Here is a 26,107-nt window from a genome sequence, read left to right on the forward strand (position 1 = left end):
CCACCCGCACAGCGGCGGGTGGGGCCGTCGACGACGTCAGGAAGCCTTGATCTCCTGGTCGGCCACGATCTGGCCGCCCTCGACCTTGTAGGCCCAGACGCTGATCTCGCTGGGCTCACCCTTGTCGTCGAACTTCAGCTGCTTGGTGACGCCGGGGGCGTCGTAGCTGGCGACGAAGGACAGCAGGTCCTCACGGGTGACCTTGCCGGCCTTGACCCCGGCCATCAGGATCGACGCCGCGTCGTACCCCTCGGCCGAGTAGGTCGCCGGGGCCGAGCCGTAGGCCGCGGTGTAGTCGGCCACGAACGTGCCACCGGCCTTGTCCGGCGGCAGGCACGGGCAGGTGAGGTAGGCACCTTCGGCGGCGGTGTCGCCCGCGGCGGTGATGAGGCCCTCGTCCTTGGCGCCGTCGTCGGAGATGAAGGCGACCTGGTCGCTGCTGAGACCGGCTTCACGCATCTGCTTGAGCAGCAGACCGCCTTCGGCGTAGTACCCGCCAAAGAAGACCGAGTCCGCACCGGAGGCGCGGATGTCAGCGACGACCGCGGAGAAGTCGGTCTGGCCGGTCTGGATGGTGTTGTCCTTCACGTCGGCGGTCTTGAGGTCGCCACGGACGATGTCGGCGAGGCCCTTGCCGTACTCGGAGGAGTCGTCGATGACGTACACCTTCTGCTTGCCGAGCGTGCCGGTGATGTAGGAGGCCGCGGCCGGCCCCTGCGACGCGTCGTTGCCCAGCACGCGGAAGAAGGTCTTCCAGCCGTTCTCGGCCAGCGCGGGGTTGGTGGCCGACGGCGTCACGCCGACGAGGCCCGCCTCGGCGAAGATCGGGTCGGCGACCTTGGACTCGCCGGAGAACGCCGGTCCCACGAGACCGATGACGTTCTTGTCGCCGATGGCCTGCTGGGCGAGGCCCTGGGCCTGGTTCTGGTCACCCTGGGAGTCGTAAGGGGTGAGCTTCACCTGGCAGGCGCCGCTCTCCTTGTTGTGCTGGTCGACGGCGAGCTTCACGCCGTTCTGGATGTTGACACCCAGGTTGGCGTTGGGGCCGGTGAGGGCGCCGAAGAAGCCGATGCTGAGGCCGGAGGGGCAGCTGCTGCTGCCGCCGCTGGACTCGCCGCCGGTCGCGGTGTCGTCGCCACCGGTGGTGCCGCACGCAGCGAGCAAGAGGGCGGCGGCCGCGGCCGGAGCCGCGAGTTTGACGATGGAGCGCACTGGCTTGTCCTCCTGGGCCGTGGGCGCGGGAGGCGCACCGACGCACGCACCCGCGGGCACCACCCGTGAGCGGTGGAGCCGGGGTGAACACTAGGGGGCGCACAGCGTTTTCGGGGGTATTGCGTGTACGAGTTCACCGGGTCGTTACACACATCGGTCAACACCGGGCCCCGGAACTGCGCAGATGTTCCGTTCCGTGACCGGATCGACGCCGAAACGACGACAGCCCCGACCCGCGCGGAGCGCGGGTCGGGGCTGTCGTCGTGGTGCGGTCACCGCAACGGGAGCCGCTGGGCGCAACGTCAGGCGCGGTCCTCGCCGCCGGCGCTGATGACCGTCGTCGCGACCTCGCGCATCGTGAGGCGCTTGTCCATCGAGGTCTTCTGGATCCAGCGGAAGGCCTCGGGCTCGGACATGCCGAACTGGGTCTGCAGCTTCGACTTGGCCCGGTCGACGAGCTTGCGCGTCTCGAAGCGGTCGGCGAGGTCGGCGACCTCGTCCTCCAGCGCCATGATCTGCTGGTAGCGGCTGACCGCGATCTCGACGGCCGGCAGCAGGTCGGCGGACGTGAACGGCTTCACGACGTAGGCCATCGCCCCGGCGTCGCGGGCGCGTTCGACGAGCTCGGCCTGCGAGAACGCCGTCAGCAGCACGACGGGCGCGATGCGGGCCTTGGCGATGCGTTCCGCGGCGGAGATGCCGTCGAGGATGGGCATCTTGATGTCCATGACCACGAGGTCGGGCTTGTGCTCCTCGGCCAGCGCGACGGCCTGCTCGCCGTCACCCGCCTGACCGACGACGTCGTACCCGGCCTCGGTGAGCATCTCCACGATGTCGAGCCGGATGATGGCCTCGTCCTCCGCGACGACCACCCGACGAGTGGTCGCGGAGGGGGCGGGGGTGTCGGGAGTGTTCGTCACGGAGGGCATCCTAGTCCGTACCCCGCACCTACTACGACCCGTCGTCGCGTCGGGTGTCCCCGAGGGGTGTCGAAGGCACCGCTCCGGCTTCGGTAAGGTGAACCGGCATCCTCCGGGACGCCCTGGTAGCCCAACCGGCAGAGGCATGCGACTCAAACTCGCACCAGTGTGGGTTCGAATCCCACCCAGGGCACGCGTGAACGGTCGTCGGCCCCGCAGCTGCTCCCCGGACTCCCGTCCGGAGGGGCCGTTGCGGGGCCTTCGTCGTCTCCGGCCCCGACGGCACGGCCCGAGGACGACGCAGCGCCCCCCGGCTCAGGTGGTCCCTGGCCGGGGGGCGCTGCGTCGTCGTCCGTCAGCGGTAGGCGGCGGTCGATCCGGACGTGGCGTCGCCGATCCGGTGGACGCGGACGGCGTTGGTGGAACCGGCGATGCCCGGGGGGGCACCGGCGACGATGACGACGAGGTCACCGATGGCGCAGCGGCCCATCTCCTGGAGGCGACGGTCCACCTCCTTCACCATCTCGTCGGTGGTGGAGATGAACGCGGCGAACTCGGGCTCGATGCCCCAGGACAGCGCGAGGCGGCGGCGGGTCTTCTCGTCGGGGGTGAAGGCCAGCAACGGGATGCCGGAGCGCAGCCGCGACAGGCGGCGGGCGGAGTCGCCGGACTGCGTGAAGGTCACCAGGAGCTTGGCGTCGAGCTGCTTGCCGATCTCGGCGGCCGCGAGGGTGACCGCACCGCCCTTGGTGTGGGGAACGGTTCCCAGGGCGGCGATCCGCTCGGCGCCGTGGGTCTCGGTGTTCTCGATGATGCGGGCCATCGTGCGGACCGCCTCGAAGGGGAACGCGCCGACGCTGGTCTCGCCGGAGAGCATGAGCGCGTCCGCGCCGTCGAGGACGGCGTTGGCGCAGTCGGAGGCCTCGGCGCGCGTCGGACGCGGCGCGGTGATCATCGACTCGAGCATCTGGGTCGCGACGATGACGGGCTTGGCCTGACGGCGGGCGAGCTCGATGGCGAGCTTCTGGACCAGCGGCACCTCTTCGAGGGGCAGCTCCACCCCGAGGTCACCACGGGCGACCATGATGCCGTCGAAGGCCGCGACGACCTCGCGGATGTTCTGCACGGCCTGCGGCTTCTCGACCTTGGCGATGATGGGGACGGTGATCCCCTCCTCGTCCATGATCGCGTGCACGTCGTCGGCGTCCGCGGCGGAGCGGACGAACGACAGCGCGACCATGTCGACACCGAGCTGGAGGGCGAAGCGGAGGTCCTCGATGTCCTTCTCGGACAGGGCGGGGACGCTCACGGCCACGCCGGGCAGGTTGATGCCCTTGTTGTTGCTGACGGGGCCGGGGACGGTCACCTTGGTGGTGACGCGGGGACCCTCGACCCCCGTGACCTCGAGGCCGACCTTGCCGTCGTCGATGAGGATCGCGTCGCCGACCGACACGTCGCCCGGCAGACCCTTGTAGGTCGTCGACGAGACGTCCTTGGTGCCGACGATCTCCTCGGTGGTGATCGTGAACACGTCACCGACCGCGAGGTCGTGGGGACCGGCGGCGAACTTCCCGAGGCGGATCTTCGGACCCTGCAGGTCGGCGAGGATCGCGACCGAGCGTCCGCTGGCGGCCGCAGCCGATCGCACCCCCTCGAAGTTCGCCCGGTGGTCGTCGTGGGAACCGTGGCTCAAGTTCAGCCGGGCGACGTCCATCCCGGCGTCCACCAGTGACTGCAACCCTTCGGGACCCGCCACGGCGGGTCCGAGGGTGCAGACGATCTTCGCTCTGCGCATACCCAGACCCTATTGCGCCCGCAGCGGTGATCGGTGCGTGGGGCGCGCCGCGCACCCTCGAACTCACCGGATCGTCACCTGCCCGACGCCTGCGCCGTGTGGGGGGGCCTCGACGGGCCGCACTCCCCCGGCCCCGTCACACTGGGCCCGTGAACGCGCACGAACCGCAGCAGCAGAAGGACTTCGACCGCGAGATCGACGAACTCGCGGAGGAGGGGAGCGAGCACGAGTACGCCGTCTACCTGCGCCTGCACGAGGACCGCCGCTGGCCGCCGGGGGCGTTGCAGACGCTGCTGGCCGACCTGCACGCGACCCACCCGCGCCTCGAGCAGGTCGACGCACCCCGCCACGACGTCGTCATCAGCGTCGACGGGGACGGTCTGGACGCCCAGGGCGCGGCCCGGCACGCGGTCGCGCGCGTCACCGCCGCCGCACAGGCCCGCGGGTTGTCCGGACACGCCGCCGACGTGACGGTGCTCAGCGACAACGCCGTCTGGACCTACGACAAGGACGAGGTCGCCGGCTGGTAGTCCGGTAACCACTTCTGGGGGACTTTCCACCCTTCCCGCGCACGAGAAGGGTGGGAAGTCCCCCAGAAGTCGGGTCGATCAGGCGGTCAGGGGTACCGCGTCGGCCCGGATGGGCGACGGGAGCGCGGTGTCACCCATGAGGAACTCGTCGACGGCGGACGCGCAGGCGCGACCCTCGGCGATGGCCCACACGATGAGCGACTGCCCACGCCCGGCGTCGCCGGCCACGTAGACGCCCGGGGTCGAGGTCGCGTAGCCGGGGGTGCGGGTGAAGCGGGTGCGGGCGTCGGCCTGCAGACCGAGCTGCTCGACCAGACCACCGTGCTCGGGACCGGTGAAGCCGATCGCGAGCAGCACGAGCTGGGCCGGGAGGTCCTCCTGGGTCCCCTCGACCGGGGTCCAGACGCCGTCGACCTTCTCGACCTCGACGACGCGCAGCGCGGTGACGTGACCGTCCTCGCCGATCAGCGCCTGGGTCGAGGCGGAGAACTTCCGCTCCCCGCCCTCCTCGTGGGAGGAGGACACCGAGAAGACCTTGGGCATCGTCGGCCACGGTTCGGCCTCGTGGCGCTCCCCCGGAGCCTGGGGGTAGATGTCCAGCTGCGTGACCGACCTCGCGCCCTGGCGCAGGGCGGTGCCGTAGCAGTCGGAGCCGGTGTCGCCGCCGCCGATGACGACGACGTCGAGACCCGCCGCGTCGATGTGGTCCGCGGGAGGTTCCTCCCCGACCGCGACGCGGTTGGTGGGCGGCAGGTACTCCATGGCCTGGTGGATGCCGGCCAGGTCGCGGCCGGGCAGGTCCACGTCGCGCCACGCCGTCGCACCCGTCGCGACGACGATGGCGTCGTAGCGGTCGCGCAGCTGCTCGCCGGTGATGTCCTCACCGATGGAGACGCCGGCGCGGAACCGGGTGCCCTCGGCCTCCATCTGGGCGAGACGACGGTCCAGGACGGCGCGTTCCATCTTGAACTCGGGGATGCCGTAGCGCATCAGCCCGCCGATCTTGTCGTCGCGCTCGTAGACGGCGACGGTGTGACCGGCCCGGGTGAGCTGCTGCGCCGCCGCGAGCCCGGCGGGACCGGACCCGATGACGGCGACGGTCTTGCCCGTGAGGCGTTCGGGGACGCGCGGTTCCAGCCAGCCGTTCTCGGCGGCGTTCTCCGCGATCATCACCTCGACCTGCTTGATCGTCACCGGCGGCTGGTTGATGCCCAGCACGCAGGCCGACTCGCACGGCGCGGGACAGAGCTTCCCGGTGAACTCCGGGAAGTTGTTCGTCGCGTGCAGGCGCTCGATGGCCTCGTGCATGTCACCGCGACTCACCAGGTCGTTCCACTCGGGGATGAGGTTCCCCAGCGGGCACGCGCTGTGGCAGAACGGGATGCCGCAGTCCATGCAGCGCCCGGCCTGGCGCTGCAACTGCTGCATGTCCTGCTTCTCGTAGACCTCGCGCCAGTCCATGAGGCGCAGCGGGACGGGACGGCGCGGGGGCAGTTCCCGCTCCCGGACGGTGAGGAATCCCCGGGGATCAACCATGCGAAGCCTCCATGATGCGGGTGAGCACGGCGTCGGAGTCGGGTTCGAGGCCGTCGCTGACGGCCTTGGCCCGCACCTCGAGGACGCGCTGGTAGTCCCGCGGGACGATCGTCGAGAAACGGTGCCGCGCGGTGCCCCAGTCGGCGAGCAGCTTCGCGGCGGTGGTGGAGTCGGTGTGGTCGCGGTGGCGCACGAGCAGCTCGTGCACCGTCGCGGCGGCCTCGTCGTCCAGCGGGACGACGTCGACCATGTCGCGGTTGACGCGGGACTCCTTGAGGTCGAGCACGTGGGCGAACCCGCCCGACATGCCCGCGGCCACGTTGCGCCCGACGCGGCCGAGGATGACGACCGTCCCGCCGGTCATGTACTCCAGCGCGTGGTCGCCCACCCCCTCGACGACGGCGGTCGCCCCGGAGTTGCGGACGCAGAAGCGTTCGCCGACCTCACCGCGCAGGAAGAGCGAACCGCTCGTGGCGCCGTAGGCGATGACGTTGCCGGCGACGATGTCGCGTCCCCGCGAGCCCGACGCGCGGTCGGGGCGCACGACGACGGTCCCGCCGGAGAGGCCCTTGCCGACGTAGTCGTTGGCGTCGCCGAAGAGGCGCAACGTGATGCCCCGGGGCAGGAACGCCCCGAGGGACTGACCGGCCGACCCGGTGAGGGTCACGTCGATCGTGCCCTCGGGCAGACCGTCCTCGCCCCACTTCCGGGTCAGCTCGTGACCCAGCAGGGTGCCGACGGTCCGGTTGACGTTGCGCACGGGCAGCTCGACCTGGACCGGGGTGCCGTCGGCGAGGGCACCGGAGGCGCGCTCGATGAGCACGTGGTCCAGCGCCTTCTCCAGACCGTGGTCCTGGGTCTGGGACCGGTACAGGGTCGTGCCCGCCGGCGGGACCGGCGCGTGCAGGATCGGCGACAGGTCCAGACCGGACGCCTTCCAGTGCGAGACGGCGCGACGGCTGTCGAGGACCTCGACGTGGCCGACGGCCTCCTCGACCGAGCGGAAACCGAGCGAGGCGAGCATCTCGCGCACCTCGAGGGCGATGAACTCGAAGAAGTTCACGATGTACTCGGCCTTGCCGGTGAAGCGGGCCCGCAGTTCCGGGTTCTGCGTCGCGACGCCGACCGGGCACGTGTCCAACTGGCAGACGCGCATCATGATGCAGCCCGACACGACCAGCGGGGCGGTCGCGAAGCCGAACTCCTCGGCGCCCAGCAGCGCGGCGATGACGACGTCACGGCCCGTCTTGAACTGCCCGTCGACCTGGACGGTGATCCGGTCGCGCAGCCCGTTGACGACGAGGGTCTGCTGGGTCTCGGCGAGGCCGAGCTCCCAGGGCCCGCCGGCGTGCTTGAGGCTCGTCAGCGGCGCGGCGCCCGTGCCACCGTCGGCGCCCGAGATGAGCACGACGTCGGCCTTGGCCTTGGAGACACCCGTCGCGACGGTGCCGACGCCGACCTCGGAGACCAGCTTCACGTGGACCCGGGCCGCCGGGTTCGCGTTCTTCAGGTCGTGGATGAGCTGGGCGATGTCCTCGATGGAGTAGATGTCGTGGTGCGGCGGCGGCGAGATGAGCCCGACGCCCGGCGTGGAGTGCCGGGTCTTCGCGATGTTCGGGTACACCTTGTGCCCGGGCAGCTGACCGCCCTCGCCGGGCTTGGCGCCCTGCGCGACCTTGATCTGCAGGTCGGTCGCCGAGGTCAGGTAGTTGCTCGTGACGCCGAAGCGGCCGGAGGCGATCTGCTTGACGCGCGAGGTCCGCTGCGGGTCGTAGAGGCGGTCGACGTCCTCGCCGCCCTCGCCGGAGTTGGACCGTCCGCCGAGCTGGTTCATGGCGACCGCGAGGACCTCGTGGGCCTCCTGGCTGATCGAGCCGTAGCTCATCGCGCCGGTGTTGAACCGCTTGACGATCTCGCTGACGGGTTCGACCTCGTCGAGCGGGACGGGCTCGCGGGCCCCCTTCTTCAGCTGCAGCAGACCGCGCAGCGTCATCAGCCGCTCCGACTGCTCGTCCACCCGGGAGGTGTACTTGCGGAAGAGGCCCTCGTTGCGCTGACGCGTGGAGTGCTGCAGCTGGAAGACGGTCTCGGGGTCGAACAGGTGCGGCTCACCCTCACGACGCCACTGGTACTCGCCCCCGGTCTCCAGCCGGCGGTGCGCGCGCTCCTGGCCCTCGAGGGGGTAGGCGAGGCGGTGCCGCTGGGAGACCTCCTCGGCGAGGACGTCGAGGCCGACGCCGCCGAGGCGGGAAGTCGTGGCGGTGAAGTACTCGTCGACGAGGGTCTGGGAGAGACCCAGGGCCTCGAAGACCTGCGCCCCGCGGTAGGAGGCGACGGTCGAGATGCCCATCTTGGACATGACCTTCAGAACGCCCTTGCCGAGCGCCTTGATGAGGTTCTTCACGGCCGTGGGGCCGTCGACGTTGGTGATGACCCCGTGGCGGACGAGGTCCTCGACGGTCTCCATCGCCAGGTAGGGGTTGACCGCGGCCGCGCCGTACCCGATGAGCAGCGCGACGTGGTGCACCTCGCGGACGTCACCGGCCTCGACGAGCAGCCCGACCTGGGTGCGCAGCTTCTGGCGCACGAGGTGGTGGTGGACGGCCGAGGTGAGCAGCAGCGACGGGATCGGTGCGTACTCGGCGTTGGAGTCGCGGTCGGAGAGCACGACGAAGACGGCGCCGTCGGCGATGGCGCGCGAGACCTCCGCGCGGATCTCCTCGATGCGACGGGCGAGTTCCGCCCCGCCGCCGGCGACCCGGTACAGGCCCTTGACGGTGTGGGTGGTGCGACCGGGGTTGCGACGGTCCTTGTCGATGTGGACCATCTTCGCGAGCTCGTCGTTGTCGATCACGGGGAACGGCAGCACCAGCTGGTGGCAGTGCGCCGCCGACTCCGAGAGCGGGTTCTGCTGCGGCCCGGCGGTGGTGATGAGCGAGGTGACGAGCTCCTCGCGGATCGCGTCCAGCGGCGGGTTCGTGACCTGCGCGAAGAGCTGGGCGAAGTAGTCGAAGAGCAACCGCGGGCGCGGCGAGAGCACCGCGAGCGGGGTGTCGGAACCCATCGAGCCGATCGGCTCGGCCGCCGCACGGGCCATCGGCGCCAGGATGAGCCGCAGCTCCTCCTCGGTGTAGCCGAAGGTCTGCTGACGACGCGTGACCGACGCGTGGCTGTGCACGATGTGCTCGCGCGGGGGCAGGTCCCCGAGGTGGACGACGTTCTTGAGCCACTCGGCGTAGGGCTGGGCGGCGGCGAGCTCGGACTTGATCTCCTCGTCGTCGACGATCCGGCCCTTGGCCGTGTCGACGAGGAACATCTTGCCGGGGGCGACGCGGCCGCGGGCCACGATCGAGGACGGGTCCAGCTCGAGCACACCGGTCTCGGAGGCCAGCACGACGAGACCGTCGTCGGTGACCCAGTACCGCGAGGGGCGCAGGCCGTTGCGGTCCAGGACGCCGCCGATGACGGTGCCGTCGGTGAAGGTGAGGTTGGCCGGGCCGTCCCACGGCTCGGAGAACATCGAGTGGAACTCGTAGAAGGCCCGGCGGGCCGGGTCCATCTCGGTGTTGTTCTCCCAGGGCTCCGGGATCATCATCAGCACCGCGTGCGGCAGGGACCGTCCGCTGAGGTGCAGCAGCTCCAGGACCTCGTCGAAGGAGGCGGAGTCGGAGCCCTCGGTCGCGCAGACCGGGCCGAGGCGCTGGACGTCACCCGGGATGAGCGGGGTGGACATCGTCGACTCGCGGGCGGCGGTCCAGTTCCGGTTGCCCTTGACGGTGTTGATCTCGCCGTTGTGGGCGATGGCCCGGAACGGGTGCGCCAGCGGCCAGCTCGGGAACGTGTTCGTCGAGAAGCGGGAGTGGACCAGGCCGAGCTCGGAGGTGAACCGGCGGTCGGAGAGGTCGGGGAAGAACGGCTCGAGCTGCCCGGTGGTGAGCATGCCCTTGTAGACCATCGTCCGCGACGACAGGGAGGGGAAGTAGACGGCGAGTTCGCGCTCGGCGAGCTTGCGCAGCGCGTAGACCCGGCGGTCCAGGACGATGCCGGTCTCCTGCGCCTGCAGGCCCTCGCGGCGGGTCGCCACGAAGAGCTGGGCGAAGAAGGGCATCGCGGCGCGCGCCTGCTGGCCCACGAGGTCGGCCGTCACGGGCACGTCGCGCCAGCCGAGGACGTCGAGGCCCTCGGCGACGGCGATCTCCTCGATGCGGGCGACCGCGGCGGCGCGTTCGGTCTCGTCCACCGGCAGGAAGGCGTTGCCGACGGCGTAGGCCCCCTTGGCCGGCAGCTCGACGCCCTGCTCGGCCATGACGGCGCGCAGGAACTCGTCGGGGACCTGGGTGAGGATGCCGGCCCCGTCACCCGTGTTGGTCTCGGCGCCGACCGCACCCCGGTGGTCCAGGTTGCGCAGGGCGGTGAGGGCGTGGTCGACGATGTCGTGACCGGGTTCGCCGCGCATGGTGGCGACGAAGGCGACACCACAGGCGTCGTGCTCGTTGGCTCGGTCGTAGAGACCGGCCGAGGGCGGGAACGACGTGAACGGCAGCGGGCGGACCGGCGGGGTCAGCGGCTGGGTCACGGACGTGGTGATCGGGTGCGACGCGGGGAAATGCGACATGCAGTGCACCGTCCTCGGAGAGAGGTCGCGATCGACCTCGAGTGGACAGGGGGTCTCTCGACGGATCTCCTCGAGCGTTCGCCACACGGGTGGCGATCTCGGCGAGCCGGGTGGGTCTCTTCGAGATGAGGCTCACGCCTGGAGGGCGCGCACCACGAACGGGGGGCGGCGCTGGCCCGCGTTCACCTCACTGTAACGCGCGAGACGCGGTGCTCAGGCGCACCAACGCGTCACCGGATCATCACGAATTGCGCGCGTCCGGGCGTTCTTCACGGTCCAGCGGAGGGTGATCGGCAGTCGCGGTGACGGTCGGTCCGCCGGTCTGCATCGCTTCGTCACCGGACGGGGTGACCGCCGGCGACTCGGAGGAGGCTACCCGTTCCAGGACCTCGGGCTGACCACGATCGTCCCTGTGCACCCTGCGTGAACGGATGAACGCGACGAGTGCGACCGCGAAGACGATGCCCGCCACCCACTGGTTGACCCGCAGGCCCAGGATCTGGTTGGCCTCGTCGATGCGCAGGTCCTCGAAGTAGCTGCGGCCCAGGCAGTACAGCGCCACGTAGAGCAAGAACGCCTGTCCGTGGCGCAGCCGGAAGCGCCGGTCGAGCAGCACGATCACGACCGCCACCGCCGCGCACCACAACGACTCGTAGAGGAACGTCGGGTGGAAGGTGCCGAGCACCACGGGGTTGCCGTCGGCACCCACGACGGCGCGGCCGGCCGACTCGTCCCAGCGGTGGACGGTCAGAGCCCAGGGCACGTCGGTGGAGCGACCGTAGAGCTCGTTGTTGAACCAGTTGCCCCAGCGGCCGAGGGCCTGCGCGACCAGCAGCCCCGGGGCCATCGCGTCCGCCATCGGCGCGAGCCGGTACCCGGCCCGGCGGCAGGCGATCCAGACCCCGAGGGCCCCGCCGGCGATCGCGCCCCAGATCCCGAGCCCGCCCTCCCAGACGTAGAGGGCGCGGACCGGACTGCCGTCCGCACCGAAGTACGCCTGGGGGGAGGTGATGACGTGGTACAGCCTCGCGCCGACGACACCGAGCGGGACGGCCCACACCGCGGCGTCGAGGACGAAGTCCTTGCGACCGCCCTTGGCCTGCCAGCGCCGCTCGGCGATGACCACGCCGGCGACGATCCCGAGCACGATGCACAACGCGTACGCGCGCACCGGGATCGGGCCCAGGTGCCAGACGGCGACCGTCGGGCTGGGGAGGGCGGAGGCCAGGGCGGCGGGGATCACGGCGCGGCCGTCGCGGCGGTCACGGCCGACTGGAGGGCGCCCACCGGGTCGGCGCCGAGGAGCTGCTCGTTCGTCAACGACGTCTTCTGCCCGGAGGCCGAGGTGACGGTCACGGTGGGGGTTCCGCTGACCTTGTTGGCGTCCATCGAGGCCTGCACGGACTTCACGTAGTCGCGGTAGGCGTGGCCCTCGACCGCCTTCTGCCACGCGTCGAGGTCTGCCACCCCGGCGTCCTTCGCGAACCCTCGCAGGTCGGCCAGGGTGTACCCGGTCCCCTCCTCGGGCTGGTTGGCGAAGACGACCTTGGTGTACTCGGCGAACCGGCCCTGCGCGTCGGCCGCCGCCGCCCCCTCGGCCGCGAGCTGGGAGGCGGTGTTGCCGAGCTTGTCGTCCAGGAAGGTGAGCGTGTGCACGACCACCTTGGCCTGCCCACCGGTCGCCAGGGCGACGTAGGCGTCGCCTGCGGCCGTCTCGTACTGCTTGCAGAACGGGCACTGGTAGTCGAGCCAGACGTCGACGGTGGGCGCCCCGGCGGCAGGCGTGCCCGCCAGCACGTAACCCGCGGCGGTGGCCCCGGCGCTCGGCGGGTTCACCTGCGCCGCGGTGGGGACGTCCTCCGGGCGGGACCTCTGGATGACCACCACGACGACGGCGACCAGGGCCAGCACCACGACGACGGCGATGCTGATGAGCACCACCCGGCGGCTGCGTTCGCGGGCCAGCTCGCGCTGGCGCAGGGCCGCGGCCTTCTTGCGCCGGGCTTCGCGTGCGTCCTCGGCCTCCCCGGCTCGTGCGGGGTTGCCACCGGGCTTCTTCGTGCTCAACGCAGGTTCTCCTCGTCGGGGTTCTCGTCGGTGAAGGCGTTCAGCCGGCGCGGACACCCTCGGAGAGGGCACGGGCGAGCTCCTCCACGGCACGCGCCCCGGCGAGGGGCGAGTCCGCGTCGAGCAGGCGCTGGACGAAGGCCGAGCCGACGATGACGCCGTCGGCGTAGCCCGCGACCTCGGTCGCCTGCGCCGGGGTGGAGACCCCGAGACCGACGCAGACGCGTTCGGCACCGGCCGCGCGGGTGCGCCGGACGAGTTCCGACGCTCCCGCGCCCACCGTGGCACGCGTTCCTGTGACTCCCATCAACGACGCCGCGTAGACGAACCCGCGGCACGCGGCCGCGGTCGTGCTCAGCCGGGCGTCGGTGGAGCTCGGAGCGACGAGGAACACGCGTTCGAGGTCGTGGTCGTCGCTGGCGGCGATCCAGGCGGCGGCCTCGTCGGGGATGAGGTCGGGAGTGATGAGCCCGGCCCCCCCGGCGTTGGCCAGGTCGGTCGCCCAGCGGTCCATGCCGTAGCGGTCGATCGGCGGGAAGTAGGTCATGACGAGGGTGGCGGCGCCGGTGGCGGCGACCCCCTCGACGGCCCGCAGGACGTCGACGGGCCGGGTCCGGTGGGCCAGCGCGACGTCGACGGCCTGCTGGATGGTGTGCCCGTCCATCGTCGGGTCGGAGTAGGGCAACCCGAGCTCGATGATGTCCGCACCCCCCGCGACGGCGGCCTTGGCCGCCTCGATCGAGGCGTCGACGTCGGGGTAGCCGACCGGGAGGTACGCGACGAGCGCGGCGCGCCCCTCGGACTTCGCCCGGTCCACCGCCGCAGCGGCCTTGCCCACGCGTGCGGGGCTCTCCAGAGTGCTCACCAGCCGGATCCTTCGGTCTTCTCGGGGGCTTCGGAGACCCGCTCGGCTTCGGAGGCGACGAGGTCGGCGTCGCTGACGAGGCCGAACCAGCGCGCCGCGGTGTCGACGTCCTTGTCCCCGCGCCCGGAGAGGTTGACGAGGATGACGGCGTCCGGGCCGAGCTCCTTGCCCAGCTCCAGCGCGCCGGCGAGGGCGTGCGAGCTCTCGATCGCGGGGATGATCCCCTCGGTGCGGCAGAGCAGGCGGAACGCCTCCATGGCCTGGGCGTCCGTGACCGGGCGGTACGAGGCGCGACCGCTGGCCGCCAGCCACGCGTGCTCCGGCCCGACGCCCGGGTAGTCCAGGCCGGCGGAGATGGAGTGCGACTCGATGGTCTGGCCGTCCTCGTCCTGCATGACGTACTGGCGGGCACCCTGGAAGACGCCCGAGACGCCGGCCGAGATCGGCGCGGCGTGCCGGCCGGTCTCGATCCCGTCGCCGCCGGCCTCGTAGCCGTACAACGCGACGCCCGGGTCGTCGAGGAAGCCGTGGAAGATGCCGATGGCGTTCGACCCGCCGCCGACGCACGCCGCGACGGCGTCGGGCAGCCGGCCGACGAGGTCGAGCACCTGCTGGCGCGCCTCGATGCCGACGACGCTCTGCAGGTCGCGGACCAGCACCGGGAACGGGTGCGGGCCCGCGACCGTGCCGAAGGCGTAGTGGGTGGTGTCGACGGAGGCGACCCAGTCGCGGAAGGCCTCGTTGACGGCGTCCTTCAGCGTGCGGCTGCCGGCCGTGACGGGCACGACGGTCGCGCCGAGGAGACGCATGCGGGCGACGTTCAAGGCCTGCCGCTTGGTGTCCTCCTCGCCCATGTAGACGACGCACTCGAGACCCATCAGGGCCGCGGCGGTGGCGGTGGCGACACCGTGCTGGCCGGCCCCGGTCTCCGCGATGATCCGCTTCTTGCCCATCCGCTTGGTGAGCAGCGCCTGGCCCAGCACGTTGTTGATCTTGTGCGAACCGGTGTGGTTCAGGTCCTCGCGCTTGAGGATGAGCCGCGCCCCACCGGCGTGGGCCGCGAAGCGCGGGACCTCGGTGATGATGCTGGGACGACCGGAGTAGCTGCGGTGCAGTTCGGCGAGCTCGGCGAGGAAGCCCTCGTCGGCCATGGCCGCGTTGTGGGCGGCCTCGATCTCGTCGAGCGCCGCGACCAGCGCCTCCGGGACGAAGCGGCCGCCGAAGTCACCGAAGTACGGGCCGCGTTCCTGGGCGAAGCTGCGGGCGGAGGTGGACAGGGGCGTCTCGTTGACCCCGGCGGAGGCGCTCACGGGCGCACCGCCTGGATGGAGGGGTGCGCGCCGGCGGCGACGAGGTCGGCGACCGCGCGACGGGGGTCCGCGCCCTTGACCAGGGTCTCGCCGACCAGGACGGCGTCCGCGCCCGCGCGGGCGAACTCGACGACGTCGCGGGGACCGGACACGCCCGACTCGGCGATCTTGACGACGTGGTCGGGGATGAGCGGGGCGAGGTCGGCGAAGGTGCCGTTGTCGACCTGGAGGGTCTTGAGGTTGCGGTTGTTGACCCCGACGACCTTCGCGTCGGCGTCGAGGGCGCGCGCGACCTCCTCGGCCGTGTGCACCTCCACCAGCGCGGTCATGCCCAGGGACTGGGTGCGTTCGATGAGGGACACGAGAGCTTCCTGTTCGAGGGCGGCCACGATGAGGAGCACGACGTCGGCTCCCCAGGCGCGGGCCTCCCACAGTTGGTACGAATCCACGACGAAGTCCTTGCGCAGCACCGGGACGTCCACGGCGAGGCGCACCGCACGGAGGTCGTCGAGGCTGCCGCCGAAGCGGCGCTGCTCGGTGAGGACGGAGATGACGGTGGCACCGCCGAGCTCGTACTGCGCGGCGAGGGCGGCCGGGTCCGGGATGGTGGCGAGGGCACCCTTGGAGGGGCTCTTGCGCTTCACCTCGGCGATGACCTTCACCCCGCGCTGCTCCACGTCACGCGGCTTGAGCAGCGCACGGGCGTCCTTCGCCGCGACCTGACGGTGGGCGCGGTCCTTCAGCTCGTCGAGGGTGGTCAGCGCCTTGCGGGCGGCCAGGTCCTCGCGGACGCCGGCCAGGATGTCGTCGAGGACAGTCACAGGACGAGGGTATCCCCGCTCACCGACACGCCCGACACCGTCCTGACCCCGTCCGGTCAGGGCTCGCTCAGTGCTGGGCGCGGCCGACGCCGACGGGGGTCCCGTCGGCCTTCTTGACGCCGTAGCCGGCCTTGGCCAGCCCGCCCGCGACGGCCAGGGAGGCCACGATGACGACGCCGCCGATGATCCCCCAGGTCAGACTGGGGAAGACGATCGCGAGGCAGAGGATGAGGAACCCGGCGAGGCAGACCGCGACGCCGGCCCAGGCCGCGACGCTGTGGCCGTGACCGTGCTCGTCGACGACGTCGGTCGCCCCGCGGGTGGTCGTCTCGTTCGCCCCGTGGCTGTTCGAGGGGGTCTGCTGGCTGCTCACGGTGGGCTCCTGGAGGTGGGGGGCGTACTACGCACACCGTACCTACTCCCCCGGCCCGACCGCCCGGCGCGGTGGGTCGAGCGGGTGGGCGGGTCCAGCGGTTCAGCGGGTGGGGTCGTCGCCCTGGCTCAGGGAGTCCCAGGCCGCGGCGGGGTCCTCGTGGGGAGCCAGGGTGACCGCGGCGCGGGTGGCGTCGCGTTCGTGGCGGGTGGAACCGACGGAGGGCGCAGCCGCGTTCCAGCGCCGCGTCCGCACCAGCACACCCGCCCCGCCGACGAGCACCAGCACCCCACCCACGGCGGAGACCACGGGCCAGGGCCGCACCGAGGGGTCGCCCTGGAGGCGGACCCCGGTCGTCCCGCTGGCGGCCCGGGCGGGTGCGGTCAGCGCCGCGGACGGGTCCGAGGTGACGGCCAGGCTGGCCACGACCGTCCCGGCCCCGCCGAGGACGAGGACCACCGCGGCCACGAGCCGCGCCACCCGGCGCCCCAGCGTCGAGGCCACCACGGCGGCGAGGCTGACCAGGCTCAGCGCGGTGGCGACGGGGGCGGCGTCGCGACCGTTGACGAGCACGGCGCTCGCACCGGTCGCGGTCTCCACGGCCCCGCTCACCCACGTCGGCGCACCGGCCCCGAGGCCGACGACGGCCCCCGCGATCCCGGCGAGCAGCAGCAGACCGCGTTCGCGTCCGGCGTTCACGCCGGCAGGAGGGGCAGCGTCACGGCGTCGAAGCACGTGCGGTCGCCGGTGTGGCAGGCGGCCCCGACCTGGTCGACCTCGACGAGGAGGGCGTCGCCGTCGCAGTCCAGCGAGACCTTCTTGACCCACTGGACGTGCCCGGACGTGTCGCCCTTGCGCCACAACTGCTGGCGGCTGCGGGAGAAGTAGGTGGCCCGGCCGGTGGCCAGCGTGCTCGCGAGCGCTTCGTCGTCCATCCAGGCGACCATCAGCACCTCCCGGGTGTCGTGCTGCTGCACGACGGCGCAGACCAGTCCGGCCTCGTTGCGCTTGAGCCGCTCGGCGACGTGGGGATCGAGATCGAGGGACGACACGGGGACGATGGTCTCACCGCCCGCGCGTGGCGCGCTCCGCCCCGGGTGGCACGATCTGGCCATGACGACGGCGCAGGCCCCCCGCAGCAGCCACCGCACCGACGCCCGGCGGGAGCGTGACGCGCTGTGCGACAGCGCCTCGCGCGTCGGTCCCGACGCGCCGACGCTCTGCGCGGGCTGGGACGTGCGTGACCTGCTGGTCCACCTGGCGGTGCGCGACAACCGGCCGGACGTGGTGCTGGGCGAGGCCGTGGGCCCGTTGCGCCCGCGGCGCGAGCGGGTGCTGGCGGAACTGGGCGCCCAGCCCTTCGAGGAGCTGGTGGAACGGGTGCGCAACGGCCCGCACGGGCCGCTGAAGCTGCAGGCGCTGGACAGCCTGGCGAACACCTCGGAGTTCTTCGTCCACCACGAGGACATCCTGCGGGCCCAGGACGACTGGGCCCCGCGCGAGCTCCCCCGGGGGCAGACGGCGACGCTGTGGCGCACGGTGAGGGTGATGGGTCGTGTCGCCTACCGCCGTGCCGGGGTCGGGGTCGTGCTGGTCACCCCGGGCGGTCCGCGCGCCGTCGTCCGCTCCGGTGACGAGGCCGTCTCGCTCACGGGTGAGCCGGCGGAGCTGGTGCTGCACGCGTTCGGTCGGCGCAGCCGGGCGAAGGTCGAGATCGACGGCACTCCCGCTGCGGTGCAGCGCTTCCGGAAGGCCTTCCCGGGCTAGCGGACGGCGGACCCGCTGGCCCGCAGCGCGTCCTTGACCTCGCCGATGGTGAGCTGGCCGAAGTGGAAGACGCTGGCGGCGAGGACGGCGTCGGCGCCCGCGGCGACGGCCGGCGGGAAGTGCTCGACGGCCCCGGCGCCGCCGCTGGCCACGAGGGGGACGCTGACCCGGGCTCGGACCTGGCCGAGCATCTCGAGGTCGAAGCCGGCCTTGGTGCCGTCGGCGTCCATGGAGTTCAGCAGGATCTCCCCGGCGCCGAGCTCGGCGGCGCGGGCGGCCCACTCGACGGCGTCGAGGCCGGTTCCCCGTCGGCCACCGTGGGTGGTGACCTCGAAGCCGGACGCGGTGGTGGGTTCGCCGGGCAGGGTCCGGCGGGCGTCGACGGAGAGCACGAGGACCTGCGCGCCGAAGCGGTCGGCGATCTCGGCGATGAGTTCGGGACGGGCGATGGCCGCGGTGTTCACGCCGACCTTGTCCGCGCCGGCGCGCAGCAGCTTCTCGACGTCGGCGACGCTGCGGACACCGCCACCGACGGTGAGGGGGATGAAGACCTGCTCCGCGGTGCGGCGCACGACGTCGTAGGTGGTCTCCCGCGAGCCGGAGGAGGCGGTGACGTCGAGGAAGGTCAGCTCGTCGGCGCCCTCGGCGTCGTAGCGCCGCGCGAGTTCGACGGGGTCACCGGCGTCCCGCAGGTCGGCGAAGTTGACGCCCTTGACGACGCGGCCGGCGTCGACGTCGAGGCAGGGGATGACACGGACGGCGACGCTCACGGGGCCAGACTAGACGGGGCCGCGTCGGGGCCCGACCGCTACGGTGGCGGGCATGAGCGTGCTCGAGGAGACCCTTCCGCTGAGCTCGGTCGACCCGGGCGACCGGGACGCCCTGCGCGCCTGGTACACCTCGAGTCGCGCGGCCTTCCTCGAGGCCGCCCCCACCGAGGCCGACCTCGACGAGCGGTCGAAGGCCATCGCCGAGCACCGCCTCACCGCGGTCCGCGACGGCGAGCGGGTCGTCGCGACGCTGCGGACCTTCGACTCCGAGCTGACGATGCCGGGCGCCGGTCCGGTGAGCGTCGACGCGGTCTCCACGGCGACCGTCCTCGCGACCCACCGCCGGCGGGGGCTGCTGACGCGGATGCTGACGGCGGACCTCGAGCGCGCCCGGCTCGCCGGCCACGCCTTCGCGACGCTCATCGCGGCGGAGGCCCCGATCTACGGCCGGTTCGGGTTCGGGGCCGCGACCCGGGCGACCAGCCTGGCGATCGACAACACCCGGGTGCGGTTCCGCGACGACGCGCCGGCGGCGAGCGGGTCGCTGGAGTTCGTCACCGGAGCGCTCGAGGAGCCGGCCCTGGTCCACGACGCGGCGCGGCGGTCCCGCCCGGGCGGACTGCACCGCGACGCCGCCTTCTGGGAGGCCGCGAACCGCCGGGGCGAGGGGCGTTGGATCGGGACCCACGGTCACGCGGTGCTGCACCGCGACGAGGGTGGGACCGCCGACGGCTACGTCGTCTACGAGCTGCGCGACGAGTCGGTGGGGCGCGTCGTCACCGGCACGACGACGATCCTGGACCTGACCGCGGCGACGCCCGCCGCGTACCGCTCGCTGTGGGAGTTCGTGACCTCGATCGACCTGGTGCGCACCACCCGGGCCAAGGACCGGCCCGTGGACGAACTGCTGCCGCACCTGCTCCTCGATCCCCGTGCGGTGCAGACCGGTCCGGTGGACGACTTCGCGTGGCTGCGCGTCCTCGACGTCCCGGGTGCGCTGGCGGCGCGGCGCTACCTGGGTTGCGGGACGCTGGTGCTGAAGGTCGTGGACCCGTTGGGGCTGGCCGACGCGACGGTCTCCCTGCACGTCGCCCCGCAGCGCTGCGGCGCCGACGGGTGGGTCTGCGCCGAGATCACCACCACCGACGCGGCACCCGACGTCGTGCTGGGCGTCGGGGAGCTGTCCTCGCTCGTGCTCGGCGGGACCTCGGCGGTGGCGTTGCACCGCGCGGGACGCCTCGCCTGCTCGGCCGCGAACGCGTTCGCCCTGCAGACGCTGTTCGCGACGCCCGAGGCCCCCTGGTGCCCCACGTGGTTCTGACCGCCCGCTCGACCACCGACGTCGTCGACGACCTGGTCGTGCTGCTGGCGGCGACGCCGGTCCCACCCGCCGGTCCCGTGGTGGTGGCGGTCGACGGCCGGTCCGGGTCGGGCAAGACCGACCTCGCCGACGTCCTCGCGGCCCGCGTCGGGGCGGTCGTGGTGCACATGGACGACCTCTACCCGGGGTGGTCCGGTCTCGCGGCGTCGGTGCGGCTGCTGGGCCGGGTCCTCGACGGTCTGCGTTCCGGCGCGTCGACGACCCACCCGGTCTGGGACTGGGCCGCGGCCGCCTACACCCGTGAGGTCGTCCTCCCCCGGACGGGGATCGTCGTGGTCGAGGGGGTCGGGTCGGGCTGCGCCCGGCCCGTGGATCTTCTGGTCCGCCTGGAGGCCGACCCCGACGTCCGACGCGACCGGGCCCTGACCCGGGACGGGGCGACGTTCGAGGCGCACTGGGACGCGTGGGCCGCTCAGGAGGCGGAGTTGTTCTCGCACGAGCCGTTCCGTGCCGACGTCGTCTTCACGTCCGACACCGCGGCGGGCGGGGAACCGGCCTGGCGCTAGTCGGCGTCGGGGCGCGGGGCGTGCGCCTCGACGAGGCGGGCCAGGCGCCGCGCCTCGGTCTGGGCGAACTCGCCGTCGGCGCGCTGGACGGCCATGACCGCGAGGTTCTCGCCGTCGTCGAGGTCGAGGGTGAGCCACGGCTCGGCCCCGCCGAAGCGGACGGCGACGACCGCGCCCCAGGCCACCTGCCGGGTGAAGACGACGTTGCGGACCTCGAGGCCGTCGGCGGTCACCCGGGCGCGGACCGCGACGAGGCGGACGAGGACGCCGGCCAGCAGCACGGCGAAGACGACGGCCGAGACGGTGTCCTGGCCGGTCCACCCGGACTGCGGCGAGAACGTGAGCAGGATCGACATCCCGACCATCACGACGACGATGCCCACCGCGAAGACCAGCCCGACGACCCGCGCCCGACGCGGGCGGAACGCGGACTCCGGGACCGCACCCGGCGCGGGAGGCGTCACAACCGGCAGGCGTGGATGCTGGTCACCAGGATCGCCCGCGCACCGAGGTCGTAGAGGTCGTCCATGACCTGGTTGGTCGCCGCCTTCTTCACCATGGCGCGCACCGCGACCCAGTCCGGGTTCGCCATCGGCGACACCGTCGGGGACTCCAGCCCCGGGGTGATCGCGCAGGCCTCCTCGACGATCGACTTCGGGCAGTCGTAGTCGACCATCACGTACTGGCGGGCGACGAGGACCCCGCGCAGCCGACGCACCAGGACCTCGACGGCCGGGTCGAGCGGGGCGTCGGCCCGGCGGACGAGGGTCGCCTCCGAGGACATGATCGGCTCACCGAAGATCTCGAGCCCGGCGGCGCGCAAGGTGGTCCCGGTCTCGACGACGTCGGCGATCACGTCGGCGATCCCGAGGGCGACGGCCGTCTCCACAGCCCCGTCGAGGTGCACGATGTCGGCGGTCACGCCGTGCTCGGCGAGGTGCTTGCCGAGGAGGCCGGAGTAGCTGGTCGCGATGCGGCGGCCCTGCAGGTCGGTCACACCCTCGGCGACCCCGGGTCGGCCGGCGAAGCGGAAGGTGCTGCGGGCGAACTCCAGCGGCAGGATCTCCGACGCCGGTGCGTGGGAGTCCAGGAGGAGGTCACGACCGGTGATGCCGACGTCGAGGGTCCCCGAGCCGACGTAGAGCGCGATGTCGCGCGGGCGCAGGAAGACGAACTGCGCGGAGTTGTCCGGGTCGTCGAGGATGAGTTCCTTCGCCTCGCGGCGCTGGTTGTAGCCGGCCTCGCGCAGCATGGCGCTGGCGGCCTCGGCGAGAGAACCCTTGTTGGGGACGGCGATGCGCAGCATGGTGGGTTCCTCAGAGGTGGGCGTAGACGTCGTCGAGGGTCAGTCCGCGGGAGATCATCAGCACCTGCAGGTGGTACAGCAGCTGCGAGATCTCCTCGGCCGTCCGTTCCCCGGACTCGTGCTCAGCCGCCATCCACACCTCGGCCGCCTCCTCGACGACCTTCTTGCCGATGGCATGGACCCCGGCGTCCAGTTCCAGCACCGTCCCCGACCCAGCGGGTCGGGTCAGCGCCTTGTCGCTCAGCTCGGCGAACAGGGCGTCGAAGGTCTTCACGTGCACGGAGTCTAGGTGGTGGCGCCCTGCTCTCCCGCCACCCCCTGGCGGAGTCGGCCGGGTGGGATCGTTGCCTCCCCGAGGACCCCCAGCGACCTCGGGGAGGCAACGATCCCACCTCGCGATCCCACCCGGTGCGGTCAGCCCTTCGGGAGGGGCGCGACGTCGCGCAGGGCGACGACGGTCTCCAGGGCGGCGAGGACGGCTTCGGCGCCCTTGTCCTCGCGCGAGCCGCGCAGGCCGGCGCGGTGCAGCGCCTGCGCCTCGGTGTCGACGGTCAGCACCCCGAAGCCGATCGGGACGCCGGTGGTCACCGCGACCTGGGTCAGCCCCGAGGTCGCCGCGTCGCAGACGTACTCGAAGTGGGGGGTGCCACCGCGGATGACGACGCCGAGGCAGACGACGGCGTCGTAGCCCGCCCGGGCGAGGCGGGAGGCGGCGACGGGCAGCTCGAACGCGCCGGGCACCCGCACCTCGGTGACGTCGGTGACGCCCGACGTCTCCAGCGCGCGGCGCGCCCCGGCGACGAGGCCGTCCATGGTCTCGGTGTGCCACCGGGCGGCGACGACCGCGATCCGCAGCCCGCTCCCGTCGACGGTGATCTCCGGACTTCCGTCCCCGCTCATCTGTGCTCTCCCTCGGGTGCAGCTGCGGTCAGGTGAGCCCGCAGATCGGCGATCGTCAGCACGGGCAGGTCGTACTCCTCACCCAGAGCGACGATCTGGTCCCAGCGTGACATCGATCCGTCGTCTTCGACGAGCTCCGAGATGAGCGCGACCGGCGCGAGCCCCGCGAGCCGGCAGAGGTCGACGGCGGCCTCGGTGTGTCCGGGCCGTTCCCGCACCCCACCGGGACGGGCCCGCAGCGGGAAGACGTGCCCGGGTCGGATCAGGTCCGAGGGGGCCGAGGACGGGTCGGCGAGGACGCGCGCGGTGCGGGCCCGGTCGGCGGCGGAGATGCCGGTCGTGACGCCGGCCGCCGCGTCGCAGCTGACGGTGTAGTCGGTGCGGTAGGAGTCCTCGTTGCGCTCGACCATCCGCGGCAGCCCGAGGGCGTCGGCGCGCTCCGCGGGCATGGGCGCGCAGAGCATCCCGGAGGTGTGCCGCACGGTCCAGCCGACCCACTCGGGGGTGGCGTGCTCCGCGGCGAGGATCACGTCGCCCTCGTTCTCGCGGTCGGCGGCGTCGCTCACCAGGACGGGTCTCCCCGCCCGCAGCGCATCGAGGGCCGCGGCGATGGTCTGGTCGAGACCCACCGTCGGGGCGTTCACGCGGACACCTGCGCGGAGCGGTCGAAGGCGTTGAGGCGCTCGACGTACTTCGCCAGCACGTCCACCTCGAGGTTGACGGTGGCGCCGACCGGTTTGCGACCCAGGGTCGTGAGGTCCAGCGTCGTGGGGATCAGCGAGACCTCCAGCCACGGTTCGCGCTCCTCGACGGGGCTCACCCCGGACACGGTCAGGGAGGTCCCGTCGAGGGTGATGGACCCCTTCTCCACGACGTAGCGGGCGAGGTCGGTCGGGATCGCGACCCGCACGACCTCCCACGCCTCCCCCGGCGTCCGCACGGCGATGGTGCCGGTGCCGTCGACGTGGCCCTGGACGATGTGCCCGCCGAGGCGGCCGTGGGCGGCCATCGCCCGTTCCAGGTTCACCCGCCGTCCCGCGGCGACGTCGTGCAACGAGCTGCGCAGCAACGACTCCTGCATCACGTCGACGGTGAACGTCCCCGGCTCGGGCTGGTCGACGACGGTCAGGCACACCCCGTCCACCGCGATCGACGCCCCGTGCACGGCGTCGGACACGACCAGCGGACCGCGCACGGTCAGCCTCGCCGACTCCGCGCCGAACTCCACGGCGACGACCTCGCCGATCTCCTCAACGATCCCGGTGAACACCGAAGGCCTCCTGCAACTCGTGGCTGGTCTGGCTGGGCTGGAACTGCGGTGGGACGTCACGGCCGAGCGGCCGGGCGACGATGCGGACGTCGTCGCCGACCAGGTCGACGGAGGTGGTCCGCAGGCGGGCGATGTCGGGCATCCCCCGGATCCCGAGGTCGCCGACGGCAGCGGGACCGGCGCCGAGCAGGGCGGGGGCGAGGTAGCAGACGACCTCGTCGACGAGACCGGCCGCGAGGAACGCGGCCGCGAGCGCCGGGCCGCCTTCGAGCAGGACGGTCCGGACCTCGCGGGCGGCGAGTTCGGCGAGGACGACGTGGGGGTCGCGGGTGCGGACGTGCAGCAGGTCCGCGTCCCCGTCGAGGAGTCGTGCTCCGGGCGGCAGGTCGCGCAGTCCCGCGACGACCCGCAGCGGCTGCGGTCCGCGGACGACGCCGTCGCGCCGGACGGTGAGCGAGGGGTCGTCGGTGAGCGCCGTCCCGGTCCCGATGAGGACGGCGTCGTGCTCGGCCCGCAGCCGGTGCACGTCGGCCCGGGCCGGGGCGGAGGTGATCCAGCGGCTGCTCCCGTCGGCGGCGGCGGAGCGCCCGTCGAGGGTCGAGGCCCACTTCCACGTCACCCACGGTCCGCCGCGGCCGACGGCGGTGGCCCAGCGTTCGTTGAGGGCCCGGGACTCCTCCCCCAGCAGGCCGACCTCGACGTCGACGCCGTGCCCGGTGAGTTCGGCGATGCCGCCGGCGGCGTGCGGGTTGGGGTCGGGGGTCGCGACGACGACGCGGGTGACCCCGGCGGCGAGCAGGGCCCGGCTGCACGGCCCGGTGCGCCCGGTGTGGTTGCACGGTTCCAGGGTGACGATCGCGGTCGCCCCGGCGGCGGAGGTGGTGAGGGCCTGCAGCGCGGCGACTTCGGCGTGCGGAGAGCCCGCCCCGTGGTGGTACCCCTCGGCCAGGGTCGTGCCGTCGGGGGCGAGGATGACGCACCCGACGCGGGGGTTGGGTCCGTGCGTGGGTCCGCGCGCGGCGAGCTCGAGGGCGCGTCGCATCGCGGCGAGTTCTGCTGCTGGTGCCACCACCGGTTCCTGCCTCTCGGACGGTCCGACGAACGGACCCCGGAGGGGTGCACACAGGGGGGCGACGACGGGTCGGCGACGGCGCAGCCCCGGAGGGGTGCACCGCAGCGGACCGTCGACTCGGGCGTCGTCGGAGGGACCGGCACGCGCGTCAGCAGAGGACGGCGACGACGGCTCGCACCGACGACACCGCGCGCTGCCTCCCATCCGGACTCTCACCGTCGGCCCCGGAGTTCCACCGGATCAACCACCTGCCGAAGCAGGGGCTCGCGGACTGTCACCGCCGGCTCGGACTTCCACCGACCCCGGAGCACGCGTGTCGTGCGGTCTAGCTGTTGGTACTGCTGGCGGCAGTGTGCCACGCGCACCCGGTCAGTGCCTGCAGGCCCCGGCGGCGAGGTTCCTGAGGGTCCCGATCGCGGCGGCCGCGTCCTGCGCCCCGTAGACCGCGGACCCGGCGACGAAGACGTCGGCGCCGGCGTCGGCGGCCCGTTCGATCGTGTCCGCGGAGACCCCGCCGTCGACCTGCAGCCGGACGTCGAGGTCACCGATCGCGGCCCGCGCGCGGCGGACCTTCGGCAGGGTGACGTCGAGGAAGCTCTGCCCGCCGAAGCCGGGTTCGACGGTCATGACGAGGATCATGTCGAACTCGCCGAGGAGGTCGACGAAGGGCTCGATCGGCGTCGAGGGCCGCAGCGCGATCCCCGCGCGACCGCCCGCCGCGCGGATCTCGCGGGCCAGCTTCACGGGGGCGATCGCGGCCTCGGCGTGGAAGGTGACCCCCGCCGCGCCGGCCTCGGCGTAGGCCGGTGCCCAGCGGTCCGGGGCCTCGATCATCAGGTGGCAGTCCAGCGGGACCGGCGAGACCCGTTGCAGCGCTTCGACGATGGGCAGCCCGAGCGTCAGGTTGGGCACGAAGTGGCCGTCCATGACGTCGACGTGGGCCGCGTCGGCGGTGGAGATCCGCTGCAGTTCCGCCTCGAGGTTGGCGAAGTCCGCGGACAGGATGCTGGGGTTGATCTGCACGGTGCTCGACACCCGCCGAGGGTAGCCGTCGCGCTCGGGATCGTTGCCTCCCCGGTGTCGTCCAGCGG

At 72.6% G+C, this 26,107-nt stretch carries 25 protein-coding genes, 1 tRNA gene, 1 pseudogene and 1 riboswitch; of the genes and pseudogenes, 5 read left to right on the forward strand and 22 right to left on the reverse strand.

Going from position 1 to position 26,107, the window contains the following annotated elements; genetic code table 11:
* Positions 1-36 precede the first annotated feature (36 nt).
* Together SJY07_RS01750 and SJY07_RS01755 are read right to left on the reverse strand one after the other, a co-directional pair.
* A complete protein-coding gene (locus tag SJY07_RS01750; RefSeq protein WP_380156604.1) occupies positions 37-1,212 on the reverse strand; it encodes a branched-chain amino acid ABC transporter substrate-binding protein in 1,176 nt (391 codons plus the stop codon).
* A gap of 302 nt (positions 1,213-1,514) precedes the next feature.
* Positions 1,515-2,141, reverse strand: a complete 627-nt coding sequence (locus SJY07_RS01755; RefSeq protein WP_328295954.1) for a response regulator — start codon at positions 2,139-2,141, stop codon at positions 1,515-1,517.
* 110 nt (positions 2,142-2,251) lie between these two features.
* On the opposite strand from SJY07_RS01755, the gene SJY07_RS01760 reads away from it, so the two are divergent.
* Positions 2,252-2,325 (forward strand) — tRNA-Leu (locus SJY07_RS01760).
* A gap of 162 nt (positions 2,326-2,487) precedes the next feature.
* Here SJY07_RS01760 and pyk read toward each other — a convergent pair.
* Positions 2,488-3,927, reverse strand: coding sequence for a pyruvate kinase (pyk, locus tag SJY07_RS01765; RefSeq protein ID WP_328295953.1), 1,440 nt, complete (start codon positions 3,925-3,927; stop codon positions 2,488-2,490).
* Positions 3,928-4,076: 149 nt separating this feature from the next.
* On the opposite strand from pyk, the gene SJY07_RS01770 reads away from it, so the two are divergent.
* Positions 4,077-4,457, forward strand: a complete 381-nt coding sequence (locus SJY07_RS01770; RefSeq protein ID WP_380156606.1) for a hypothetical protein — start codon at positions 4,077-4,079, stop codon at positions 4,455-4,457.
* A 78-nt stretch (positions 4,458-4,535) separates the two neighbouring features.
* Here SJY07_RS01770 and SJY07_RS01775 read toward each other — a convergent pair whose 3' ends face one another.
* The 10 genes from SJY07_RS01775 to hisI all read right to left on the reverse strand — a co-directional run bounded on the left by SJY07_RS01775 (position 4,536) and on the right by hisI (position 17,159).
* Complete coding sequence (locus SJY07_RS01775; protein ID WP_380156608.1) at positions 4,536-5,993, reverse strand: glutamate synthase subunit beta; 1,458 nt, start codon at positions 5,991-5,993, stop codon at positions 4,536-4,538.
* Positions 5,986-10,608 (reverse strand): glutamate synthase large subunit, encoded by a 4,623-nt coding sequence (gene gltB / locus SJY07_RS01780; protein ID WP_380156610.1) that lies wholly within the window; start codon positions 10,606-10,608, stop codon positions 5,986-5,988. Before gltB ends, SJY07_RS01775 begins: the two co-directional genes overlap by 8 nt.
* 241 nt (positions 10,609-10,849) lie before the next feature.
* Positions 10,850-11,851 carry a prolipoprotein diacylglyceryl transferase gene (gene lgt, locus SJY07_RS01785; protein WP_328295949.1) on the reverse strand — a complete coding sequence of 334 codons (1,002 nt, stop codon included), beginning with the start codon at positions 11,849-11,851 and terminating at the stop codon, positions 10,850-10,852.
* Entirely contained in the window at positions 11,848-12,675 is an 828-nt protein-coding gene (locus SJY07_RS01790; RefSeq protein WP_380156613.1) for a DsbA family protein, read from the reverse strand. The genes lgt and SJY07_RS01790 overlap by 4 nt, the downstream gene beginning before the upstream one ends.
* A gap of 40 nt (positions 12,676-12,715) precedes the next feature.
* On the reverse strand, positions 12,716-13,540 hold the full coding sequence (gene trpA / locus SJY07_RS01795; protein WP_380156615.1) for a tryptophan synthase subunit alpha: 825 nt from the start codon (positions 13,538-13,540) through the stop codon (positions 12,716-12,718).
* Positions 13,537-14,817, reverse strand: a complete 1,281-nt coding sequence (gene trpB / locus SJY07_RS01800) for a tryptophan synthase subunit beta (protein ID WP_380162097.1) — start codon at positions 14,815-14,817, stop codon at positions 13,537-13,539. Before trpB ends, trpA begins: the two co-directional genes overlap by 4 nt.
* 29 nt (positions 14,818-14,846) lie before the next feature.
* On the reverse strand, positions 14,847-15,671 hold the full coding sequence (gene trpC, locus SJY07_RS01805; protein WP_380156617.1) for an indole-3-glycerol phosphate synthase TrpC: 825 nt from the start codon (positions 15,669-15,671) through the stop codon (positions 14,847-14,849).
* A 67-nt stretch (positions 15,672-15,738) separates the two neighbouring features.
* Positions 15,739-16,044 carry an HGxxPAAW family protein gene (locus SJY07_RS01810; protein ID WP_380156618.1) on the reverse strand — a complete coding sequence of 102 codons (306 nt, stop codon included), beginning with the start codon at positions 16,042-16,044 and terminating at the stop codon, positions 15,739-15,741.
* 102 nt (positions 16,045-16,146) lie between these two features.
* Positions 16,147-16,743 (reverse strand): Trp biosynthesis-associated membrane protein, encoded by a 597-nt coding sequence (locus tag SJY07_RS01815; RefSeq protein ID WP_380156620.1) that lies wholly within the window; start codon positions 16,741-16,743, stop codon positions 16,147-16,149.
* Positions 16,740-17,159 carry a phosphoribosyl-AMP cyclohydrolase gene (gene hisI / locus SJY07_RS01820; protein WP_380156622.1) on the reverse strand — a complete coding sequence of 140 codons (420 nt, stop codon included), beginning with the start codon at positions 17,157-17,159 and terminating at the stop codon, positions 16,740-16,742. Before hisI ends, SJY07_RS01815 begins: the two co-directional genes overlap by 4 nt.
* Here hisI and SJY07_RS01825 point away from each other — a divergent pair.
* Positions 17,158-17,811, forward strand: coding sequence for a TIGR03085 family metal-binding protein (locus tag SJY07_RS01825; protein ID WP_380156624.1), 654 nt, complete (start codon positions 17,158-17,160; stop codon positions 17,809-17,811). The genes hisI and SJY07_RS01825 overlap by 2 nt on opposite strands.
* Here the strand turns inward: SJY07_RS01825 and hisF are convergent.
* Entirely contained in the window at positions 17,808-18,581 is a 774-nt protein-coding gene (hisF, locus tag SJY07_RS01830) for an imidazole glycerol phosphate synthase subunit HisF (protein WP_380156626.1), read from the reverse strand. The two genes, SJY07_RS01825 and hisF, sit on opposite strands and share 4 nt — an antisense overlap.
* A 52-nt stretch (positions 18,582-18,633) precedes the next feature.
* Here hisF and SJY07_RS01835 point away from each other — a divergent pair, with 52 nt between their 5' ends.
* Together SJY07_RS01835 and SJY07_RS01840 are read left to right on the forward strand one after the other, a co-directional pair.
* The gene (locus SJY07_RS01835; RefSeq protein WP_380156628.1) at positions 18,634-19,902 is read left to right on the forward strand and encodes a GNAT family N-acetyltransferase; all 1,269 of its coding nucleotides are present in this window, start codon (positions 18,634-18,636) and stop codon (positions 19,900-19,902) included.
* On the forward strand, positions 19,884-20,468 hold the full coding sequence (locus SJY07_RS01840) for a dephospho-CoA kinase (protein ID WP_380156630.1): 585 nt from the start codon (positions 19,884-19,886) through the stop codon (positions 20,466-20,468). Before SJY07_RS01835 ends, SJY07_RS01840 begins: the two co-directional genes overlap by 19 nt.
* On the opposite strand, the gene SJY07_RS01845 is transcribed toward SJY07_RS01840, so the two are convergent.
* From SJY07_RS01845 to rpe, 8 genes and pseudogenes are all read right to left on the reverse strand, one after another.
* Complete coding sequence (locus tag SJY07_RS01845; RefSeq protein ID WP_380156632.1) at positions 20,465-20,932, reverse strand: PH domain-containing protein; 468 nt, start codon at positions 20,930-20,932, stop codon at positions 20,465-20,467. The genes SJY07_RS01840 and SJY07_RS01845 overlap by 4 nt on opposite strands.
* Positions 20,929-21,774: an ATP phosphoribosyltransferase gene (gene hisG, locus SJY07_RS01850; RefSeq protein ID WP_380156634.1), complete on the reverse strand. Its 846-nt coding sequence runs from the start codon at positions 21,772-21,774 to the stop codon at positions 20,929-20,931. The genes SJY07_RS01845 and hisG overlap by 4 nt, the downstream gene beginning before the upstream one ends.
* Positions 21,775-21,784: 10 nt before the next feature.
* Entirely contained in the window at positions 21,785-22,048 is a 264-nt protein-coding gene (locus tag SJY07_RS01855; protein ID WP_380156636.1) for a phosphoribosyl-ATP diphosphatase, read from the reverse strand.
* Positions 22,049-22,188: 140 nt separating this feature from the next.
* Entirely contained in the window at positions 22,189-22,674 is a 486-nt protein-coding gene (gene ribH / locus SJY07_RS01860) for a 6,7-dimethyl-8-ribityllumazine synthase (protein ID WP_328295935.1), read from the reverse strand.
* 23 nt (positions 22,675-22,697) lie between these two features.
* A pseudogene (ribB, locus tag SJY07_RS01865) lies at positions 22,698-23,285 on the reverse strand (3,4-dihydroxy-2-butanone-4-phosphate synthase); the annotation flags it as partial.
* A gap of 29 nt (positions 23,286-23,314) precedes the next feature.
* Complete coding sequence (locus tag SJY07_RS01870; RefSeq protein ID WP_380156639.1) at positions 23,315-23,944, reverse strand: riboflavin synthase; 630 nt, start codon at positions 23,942-23,944, stop codon at positions 23,315-23,317.
* Positions 23,925-25,013: a bifunctional diaminohydroxyphosphoribosylaminopyrimidine deaminase/5-amino-6-(5-phosphoribosylamino)uracil reductase RibD gene (ribD, locus tag SJY07_RS01875; RefSeq protein ID WP_380156641.1), complete on the reverse strand. Its 1,089-nt coding sequence runs from the start codon at positions 25,011-25,013 to the stop codon at positions 23,925-23,927. Before ribD ends, SJY07_RS01870 begins: the two co-directional genes overlap by 20 nt.
* Positions 25,014-25,202: 189 nt before the next feature.
* Positions 25,203-25,331, reverse strand: a riboswitch (FMN riboswitch).
* A gap of 54 nt (positions 25,332-25,385) precedes the next feature.
* The gene (gene rpe, locus SJY07_RS01880) at positions 25,386-26,051 is read right to left on the reverse strand and encodes a ribulose-phosphate 3-epimerase (RefSeq protein WP_380156643.1); all 666 of its coding nucleotides are present in this window, start codon (positions 26,049-26,051) and stop codon (positions 25,386-25,388) included.
* Between the last annotated feature and the right edge of the window lie 56 nt (positions 26,052-26,107).

It is taken from the genome of Kineococcus sp. R86509 (genome assembly GCF_042466365.1).
GTDB lineage: Bacteria > Actinomycetota > Actinomycetes > Actinomycetales > Kineococcaceae > Kineococcus.

Bases quoted from the DNA above. Each gene is read 5' to 3' on its own strand.
- hisI (WP_380156622.1), bottom strand. From the start codon at position 17,159: ATGGCCAGATCGTGCCACCCGGGGCGGAGCGCGCCACGCGCGGGCGGT.
- SJY07_RS01755 (WP_328295954.1), bottom strand. From the start codon at position 2,141: ATGCCCTCCGTGACGAACACTCCCGACACCCCCGCCCCCTCCGCGACC.
- hisG (WP_380156634.1), bottom strand. From the start codon at position 21,774: ATGCTGCGCATCGCCGTCCCCAACAAGGGTTCTCTCGCCGAGGCCGCC.
- SJY07_RS01825 (WP_380156624.1), top strand. From the start codon at position 17,158: ATGACGACGGCGCAGGCCCCCCGCAGCAGCCACCGCACCGACGCCCGG.
- pyk (WP_328295953.1), bottom strand. From the start codon at position 3,927: ATGCGCAGAGCGAAGATCGTCTGCACCCTCGGACCCGCCGTGGCGGGT.
- SJY07_RS01775 (WP_380156608.1), bottom strand. From the start codon at position 5,993: ATGGTTGATCCCCGGGGATTCCTCACCGTCCGGGAGCGGGAACTGCCC.
- gltB (WP_380156610.1), bottom strand. From the start codon at position 10,608: ATGTCGCATTTCCCCGCGTCGCACCCGATCACCACGTCCGTGACCCAG.
- SJY07_RS01835 (WP_380156628.1), top strand. From the start codon at position 18,634: ATGAGCGTGCTCGAGGAGACCCTTCCGCTGAGCTCGGTCGACCCGGGC.
- ribH (WP_328295935.1), bottom strand. From the start codon at position 22,674: ATGAGCGGGGACGGAAGTCCGGAGATCACCGTCGACGGGAGCGGGCTG.